This is a genomic window from Psychrobacter sp. MES7-P7E (genome assembly GCF_002863645.1).
In the GTDB taxonomy this organism is placed as follows: Bacteria; Pseudomonadota; Gammaproteobacteria; order Pseudomonadales; family Moraxellaceae; genus Psychrobacter.
The window spans coordinates 1-8,054 of the sequence record NZ_PJBU01000015.1 but is presented as its reverse complement, the minus strand read 5'-3'; the positions used below and the strand labels follow the sequence as shown (position 1 = coordinate 8,054).

The 8,054-nt window shown below is 42.7% G+C and carries 5 protein-coding genes; 2 read left to right on the top strand and 3 right to left on the bottom strand.

From position 1 onward, the window contains the following. Positions 1–437 precede the first annotated feature (437 nt). The 3 genes from ssb to CXF62_RS00980 form a co-directional block, all read right to left on the bottom strand. The gene (gene ssb, locus CXF62_RS00990) at positions 438–1,061 is read right to left on the bottom strand and encodes a single-stranded DNA-binding protein (RefSeq protein WP_101204383.1); all 624 of its coding nucleotides are present in this window, start codon (positions 1,059–1,061) and stop codon (positions 438–440) included. Positions 1,062–1,378: 317 nt separating this feature from the next. Further along, on the bottom strand, positions 1,379–1,990 hold the full coding sequence (locus CXF62_RS00985) for a DUF3833 domain-containing protein (RefSeq protein WP_102092587.1): 612 nt from the start codon (positions 1,988–1,990) through the stop codon (positions 1,379–1,381). A gap of 128 nt (positions 1,991–2,118) precedes the next feature. Beyond that, positions 2,119–3,483 (bottom strand): MFS transporter, encoded by a 1,365-nt coding sequence (locus CXF62_RS00980; RefSeq protein WP_102092586.1) that lies wholly within the window; start codon positions 3,481–3,483, stop codon positions 2,119–2,121. Between the two features lie 713 nt (positions 3,484–4,196). Between CXF62_RS00980 and uvrA the strand changes: the two genes are divergently transcribed. Next, positions 4,197–7,103, top strand: a complete 2,907-nt coding sequence (gene uvrA / locus CXF62_RS00975) for an excinuclease ABC subunit UvrA (RefSeq protein ID WP_102092585.1) — start codon at positions 4,197–4,199, stop codon at positions 7,101–7,103. A 312-nt stretch (positions 7,104–7,415) separates the two neighbouring features. Then, positions 7,416–7,691 (top strand): hypothetical protein, encoded by a 276-nt coding sequence (locus tag CXF62_RS00970; protein ID WP_102092584.1) that lies wholly within the window; start codon positions 7,416–7,418, stop codon positions 7,689–7,691. Positions 7,692–8,054: the final 363 nt, after the last annotated feature.

The window sequence follows — 8,054 nt, the reverse complement described above, 5'->3', positions numbered from 1 at the left end:
ATTAACTATACGCCATATAAAGTTAGTATAGCAATTTTTAAAACTAAACGTCATTAATCGTAATTATTTTTTGGTATAAACGGTCAATATAGAGTATAGAAGGTAGTAAGCATATTAGCTAATGTAATAATTAACAGTATTAAACCAGTACTAATTAAACTTAAGTTTATTCGTTTACATATTAAGAGCGTACTAAATAAATTAAAAATTCTTTAATAAAAAATTAGTTTAGCTACGTTAAAAAGCATCAACTGAATTATATTTTTGGATATAGCTAACCCTCTATAAGAGAGCCACAGTGTTAACCTCGCTTGAAGTATGACATATACATCCGCACTCAGTTGCCTTGTATCTCTTTTAAATTGAATCAACTATAGCAAGCATTAAAAAAGCCCTGCAGTTGCAGGGCTTTTTTAACATTAAGTCTAAGGTGTATCCTAAAACGGAATATCATCATCTACAGGGCCATCTGGCATTGCTGTAGGCTTAGATTGTGCAGGTTTCTGTGCTGGCTGATTGAACTGGTTTTGCTGAGCAGGCGCTTGATTATTAAAGCTATTCTGACCACCTTGAGCCGCTGGTTGGTTGTAGCCGCCTTGATGTGCCATCTGATTATTTGCTTGCTGACCAAAGTTGTTCTGGTTGTTTTGACCACCTTGGTTATTATAGCCGCCACTTTGACCTTGGTTTTGACCACCAAAGCTATCTCCACCCTGACCGCCGCCAGTTTGACCATCGAGCATCTGCATTTGTTCAGCACGAATCTCAGTAATATAACGGTCTTGACCACTTTGGTCTTGGTATTTACGTGTACGCAAACTACCTTCGATGTAGACTTTGCTGCCTTTACGCAGGTATTGCGCTGCGATCTCACCTAGACGATTAAAAAGTGCGATACGATGCCACTCTGTCGCTTCTCTTTTTTCGCCGCTTTGTTTGTCTGTCCACTGCTCTGATGTCGCAACCGAGATATTGGTTACGCTACCGCCATTGCTGAATTGGCGTGCCTCAGGATCTGCTCCGAGGTTACCGATGATGATAACTTTATTGACTCCGCGCATGATACTGTCCTTTTACTTATGAATAATTTAATAAACTGTTTTAATCGTTATCTGATAGCATCATTTGACACTATCAATTGTATAATTTTACTTTAACCAATTTTTATCGAAATATCTATAGGCTACCTATGGTGCACGTCAGTCTATGTCGCTTAGATCCTCTATCTTGATATACTAGTCGATATTGTAGAGTCCAATAAATAACAGGTAATAGATAAATATGCTGCTATTTTGCCATTTTAAGACGCTGAAGAACACCGTCTAACTTTATCAATATTGCATAGCATCTAACTTACTATCAAGTGATTTAGAGGTTTCTAGTTATCATCAGAAGGCTTACGATGCATGCTCAACGTCACGCTACCAAGCTCTACGCCAAATTTTTTCATCACTGAGCGATTGAGCATGACATCCTCATTGATAAGATACATCCAATCATCGAACGTTACTTTATAGGTCTTGTCCTCGACAGGTAACTCTAGTAAGTAATTCCAGTGCAACGTATTGCCAACCACTTTCCCTGTTGCCTCGCCAATTACATCACCTGCTACACCTTTCCAACTGCCATCTGTCTGCTCAGTCAGACGCCATATACGCTGCGATTTCGTGCCATCTGCCCACGAGAAATTCTCGTTTAGGACAATGATATCATCTCCCTCATGGGTTGCATTAATGTCGACATAAAAGCGCTTTTTGACCTCACCATTTCGACCTTGAAACATACCCCAACCATCGATTTGCCCCGAAAAAAACTCATGCATGTCGAGCGTTGGTGTAGTGCTCTGATAGGCCTGAATATTTTGTGTAGCGCAACCAGAGGTTAATAGCATGGCTGATAAACCAAGACCTACGGTTAACTTAGCTATTGAGCGATGCGTTTTCTTTCTACCTTCGATGACACTACCAGACAGCATCTTAGATTTACTCATATTAATTCCTTTTAAATAGAGATAAGTAGTTAGTTTCCACTGATTGATACTGATGGTTTATGAGATTGCTGTCTGTGCAATTTTTGCTATTTGGCTTTATTTCATATACAACTACTAGTACAAAACTATTATATATCTAGCGGACTCTGCGCCAAACTCGATAGCTGCTGACGTGAATCATCTGTCAACTGTGTCTTATCTAACTTTAAATAGGCGACTTGCTCTTTTGCCATTACGACCAGCTCATCAACACCATCTACTGCCAGCATTTGTCGTGACCAGTCTTGGATATTGATGTCTTTGGGAATAGTAACGGTCGCGCTCGATAGATAAGGTGGCTGAGAAATAGGAATAATAATAAGCAGTGCGGCACCCATAATAATAGCCAGTATGCCCCACGCCAACAAATTAGGCTGGCTTAATAACAGACCACCCATTGCCCCGCCTACAAATGCACCAAAGAACTGACTAGAAGAGTTAAGCCCCATCGCGGTCGCTTTATTAGCGACTGGTGCACGCTTAGATATCCATGAGGGAATCGTCGCCTCAAGCAGGTTAAAGCCCATAAAGTACAGCAGCAAGCCCAATATAATACCAATACCGACCTGACTACCAAGCGCGAGTATGGCTAAAGCGGCGGTCATTAATGCAATCGCACCCAAAAAAACCTGACGCATTTTGCGTTTCTTTTCAGCGATGATAATAAACGGTATCGCGATGGCGAAACCAATAAACAATAGTGGCAAATACACCATGCCTTGCTGACGTACTGATAAGCCAAGTACGTCACTGAGCTGGTGCGGCAATATCACAAATATCGCCGTCATCGTTAGGTGTAGCGCAAAGATACCGATATGTAAGCGGTTAAGATCGCCAATCTTGAGGACAGTGGCTAACTGTTGACCAATGGTTTTGTTATCCAAATTATGCTTAAGCACGCGCATAGGCGTCGGTACCACCACCAATAGCAGCATCGCCAAAATAGCAAATCCTGAAGTTAGCCAAAACAGTCCAGAGATACCGAGCGAGCCGACTAATAATGGACCAAAAGCAAAGGCAAGCATGATAGAGGTCGCAATCGTCAGCCCCATCGTCGCCATCGCTTTGGTACGCATCTCTTCACGAGTCACATCAGCCAGTAACGCCATCAGCACAGCAGAGACCGCACCACTACCCGCCAGCGCTCGACCAATAATCACTTCGTAAATATCCGTCGCATTTGCCGCAATCATGCCGCCGACAGCGAACAGTATCAATCCCAAAAAGATAATAGGCTTACGCGGGAATTTATCAGCAGCCAAACTCATCGGTATCTGAAAAATAGCCTGCCCTAAGCCATAAATACCAACGGCCAAACCAATCAAAAACGGCGTCGCGTGTGCATAATTGTCACCATAAACAGAAAATACCGGCACAATCATAAACAAGCCAATCATACGTAAGGCAAAGATGCCACCGACTCCGAGGATTGCCCGTTTCTCTACGCTATTCATACTTGCCTCACTGGTTGATCATTGCTGGTTGCTCATTGCTATCTTTCACGACTAACACTGTGCCATACCATGATTTATCACTACTGGTTTATCAAGGCATTGGCCTATAAATCAAGCCCCCTAGTATAAGACATTCGCCGTTTGGTTGCCGAGACTTTTGTCTTACTGGTGCAGTAACGTATGCGCCCTCAACCCAAGCCATTCATATTACGAGATTATTTTGTTACCAAGTGCATCAGATGCACAGTGACACCTTGAATAATGCTGTCACCATGACAATAAAGTAAAACGTTGTCAGCACAATTAATGGCTCACTCACCATATCTACGTAACGACGAACGCTTCTATAAAATGACATTTTTGGTCAAAACCATAACAAACGATACCTGTTACTTAACATTGATTTGATTTAGATTTGCTGAGTCCTATAAAAAATAGTCGTAGGAACGACAAACAATATAAAGCCAAACAACAATAGAAAATGAATAACTAGGCTGGCTTAACTTTTACCTTATCAATGTATGTACCTTTTATAACGACACTGTTCATAACGGTATTATTTATAACGATATCTTTTATAACAACACTACTTATAACAACATCATAAATTTAGAATTATTCACCTTTTAACCAACTATTTTACTGATCTGTATTTACTTTTTGACTTGAGATATTTCCCAATCCCCTTTTAGCAAATAGGAAACCTGTAACCGATGGCACATGACCATATCGCAATACGCGGCGCACGTACTCATAATTTAAAAAACATCGATTTAGACATTCCACGAGATAAATTCGTGGTAATCACTGGCCTATCTGGCTCTGGTAAATCTTCATTGGCATTTGACACGCTATATGCCGAAGGGCAACGTCGTTATGTCGAAAGCTTATCGGCATACGCGCGTCAGTTCCTCTCGCAAATGGAGAAACCTGACGTCGATAGTATCGAGGGTCTATCCCCTGCGATTGCTATCGAGCAAAAATCAACCAACCATAACCCACGCTCGACCGTCGGTACGATTACCGAGATTTATGACTATCTGCGTCTGCTCTATGCACGCATTGGTACACCATATTGCCCTGAGCACGGTGAGCCAATGGTCGCACAGTCGGTCACTGAAATGGTCGATCAGGTCATGGCATTGCCAGATGATACCAAGATTATGATCTTGGCACCTGTCATCCGTGAGCGTAAAGGTGAGCATACCGTCTTGCTTGAGCAGCTCATCGGTCAAGGTTTTGTCCGTGTGCGCGTCGACGGTGATGTCTATGATACCGACGAGCTACCGACGTTGGATAAGAAGAAAAAACATACCATCGAAGTGGTGGTCGATCGCTTTAAAGTTCGTGATGACTTGGGCAACCGTGTCGCTGAGAGCTTAGAGACGGCGTTACGTTTGGGTCAAGGACTGGTCACGCTGCACTTTATGGATGGTAATCCAAAAGAAGGCGGTGACGAAAACCAAGTGATGTCAGCTAAGCATTCATGCCCTGTCTGTGATCGTGCGGTGCCTGAGCTTGAGCCACGTATGTTTAGTTTTAATAACCCATACGGCGCATGCCCAAGCTGTGATGGTCTCGGTAAACGTCAATATTTCGCTGCTGAAAAACTCATTACCCATCATGAGAAGTCACTTAACCAAGGCGCAATCAATGGTTGGGACAAGCGTCATGCCTACTACTTTGGCTTGCTTAGCACGGTTTGTAAGCATTTCAAAATCGACATGGATGCACCGTGGCAGGACCTGTCAAAAGAACAGCAAGACCTAATCATGCATGGCTCTGGTAAAGAAAAGCTGACCTTTAATTTTACCGATGAGCGCGGTCGCAAAACGAACAAGACTGTACCGTTCGAAGGTGTCCTTCCTTACCTAGAGCGTCGTTATGCCAAGACGCAAAGTAACCTTGTCCGTGACGAGTTAGCTAAATATCTGGCTGATACCACTTGTAACGTTTGTGATGGTGCACGTCTGAATGAAATCTCACGCAATGTCCGTGTTGATGATCAGACCATTGCAGAAATCGTTAAGCTATCTATCGGTGATGCGGCTGACTATTATAAAACGCTAAAGATTGGCGGTCACAAAGGTGAAGTAGCCGAAAAAATCTTTAAAGAGATTAATGAGCGCTTAAACTTTCTCGTCAGCGTCGGGCTTGATTATTTAACACTCGCCCGCTCTGCCGAGACGTTATCGGGCGGTGAAGCGCAGCGTATTCGTTTGGCTAGTCAAATCGGTGCAGGTTTGATGGGCGTCATGTATGTACTTGATGAGCCGTCAATCGGTCTGCATCAGCGTGACAATGATCGTCTGCTAAAAACCCTAACGCGCTTGCGTGACTTAGGCAATACGGTACTGGTCGTTGAGCATGATGAAGATGCGATTCGCCAAGCGGATCACGTCATCGATATCGGTATCGGTGCAGGCGTACATGGTGGCCACGTAATTGCCCAAGGTACGGTCGATGACATCATGGCAAATAAAGAATCGCTGACTGGACAATATATGTCTGGTAAGAAGAAAATCGAGATTCCAACTGTGCGTCATAAAGCCAAAACCATCGATGTCGAAGTCAAAGGTAAGGCCAAAGCCAAAAAAGTACCGATGACCATCGAGCTAAAAGGCGCGTCAGGTAATAACCTACACGATGTGGATTTGACCATTCCTGTTGGCATCATGACTTGTGTGACGGGTGTCTCAGGTTCGGGTAAATCAACCTTGATTAACCGCACGCTTATGCCATTGGCAGCGACTCAGTTAAACAATGCCTCAACGCTGGTTGCCGATAAATTTGAAAGCATTAGCGGTCTTGAACATTTGGACAAAATGGTCGATATTGATCAAAGTCCAATTGGTCGTACACCGCGTTCAAACCCAGCAACTTATACAGGTGTATTTACCCCTGTGCGTGAGATGTTTGCCCAGACGCAAGAAGCGCGTGCCCGTGGCTATAAACCGGGCCGCTTTAGTTTCAACGTAAAAGGCGGACGCTGTGAGATGTGCCAAGGTGATGGTCTTATCAAAGTTGAGATGCATTTCTTACCAGATATGTATGTGCCCTGTGATACCTGTGAAGGCAAGCGCTATAACCGCGAGACACTAGAGATTCACTACAAAGGCAAAACCATCGCTGATGTGCTTGATATGACGGTTGAAGATGCCGTTGAGTTCTTCTCAGCGATACCAGCCATCTATCGTCGTCTGCAAGCACTGATGGATGTCGGTCTGAGCTATATTCGCTTGGGTCAGTCTGCACCAACGCTATCAGGTGGTGAAGCGCAACGTGTCAAACTGGCGCGTGAGCTTGCCAAACGTGATACGGGACAGACGCTCTACATCTTGGATGAGCCAACCACTGGTTTGCATTTCCATGATATCGATAAGCTACTCAATATCCTGCATGCCCTACGCGATAAAGGTAATACCATTGTGGTCATTGAGCATAACTTAGATGTCATTAAAACGGCGGATTGGGTGATTGATCTAGGCCCTGAAGGCGGTAAAGGTGGCGGTATGATCATCGCTGAAGGTACACCTGAGGAAGTGGCTGAAGTCAAAGAATCATACACGGGTATATTCTTAAAGCCAATGCTTGAACAAGGTATGAAAGAAGTCAGCTAATACCGTTAGTCCTGATTGATAAAAGGCCACTCTTTATAGGGTGGCCTTTTTTATTAACCATTACAAGGCGAAGCGTAAACTATAAGCCATGAATGGAAGTTGATATATAAACTAAGACCTAAGTTACTTCGCTATGTTACCTTTCTTAATATTTATTAAAGATACTTAAAATCTAAATGTATTAATATTTAAATGGTTAGATATGATGCGTATACGCATACGATATAGAAACAACTGGTTAATAACGATATAACCAACACAAATTGACGTTACCCACTCTTGTACGACCTCTGAAACTCTTAAGGACTCTCTATGAAAAAGTTACTATTTATTGTCTTGGCATCTACTGTTGGCGTTAGCGCCTGTGCGTCAAGCGGTACATCAAATGGCACAAGCGATCGCAACCATCAAAGACCTGCGATGTCTGCTGATATGAAGCAAGCCATGGATGACTGTGCTCAACGAGCTGGCGTAAAAATGTCTAAAGAGAATCGTCCAAGCCAAAGTGATATGAAAAAACTAGAAGCCTGTATGACTGTAAAAGGGTATAAAAAACCTGAAGGACATGGTCAAGGCCGTCCGCAATAATTAGCATTTTTTAGATGATTAATGATAAAAGGCTACTCTTTAGGGAGTGGCCTTTTTTGTTGTCTAAAATTTGGTTGTTGTAGATAATCACGTTTTTTTCTACTTGGTAGGATCTGATAGCGATAGCGTAACCTACCATTAATGTGGCAAACTAACCCATCTTACACGGCTAATTTTATGGATATAAGTATTTATGAAAAATACAGATGAGAATAATATATTTGAATTTGAAGGTCTTCAAGCTGAGAGCTTAAAAGAGGCAGATATTAGTAAAAATACAATTATACAAATTTACAGAGACTATATATCGAATCAAGAAATCCTAAAGCAACAGGCTCAATATTTCGGAAATATACTGCATCT

What these genes read in the sequence shown, in the direction of transcription:
- ssb (WP_101204383.1), bottom strand. Translation starts at nt 1,061, where the DNA reads ATGCGCGGAGTCAATAAAGTTATCATCATCGGTAACCTCGGAGCAGAT.
- CXF62_RS00985 (WP_102092587.1), bottom strand. Translation starts at nt 1,990, where the DNA reads ATGAGTAAATCTAAGATGCTGTCTGGTAGTGTCATCGAAGGTAGAAAG.
- CXF62_RS00980 (WP_102092586.1), bottom strand. Translation starts at nt 3,483, where the DNA reads ATGAATAGCGTAGAGAAACGGGCAATCCTCGGAGTCGGTGGCATCTTT.
- uvrA (WP_102092585.1), top strand. Translation starts at nt 4,197, where the DNA reads ATGGCACATGACCATATCGCAATACGCGGCGCACGTACTCATAATTTA.
- CXF62_RS00970 (WP_102092584.1), top strand. Translation starts at nt 7,416, where the DNA reads ATGAAAAAGTTACTATTTATTGTCTTGGCATCTACTGTTGGCGTTAGC.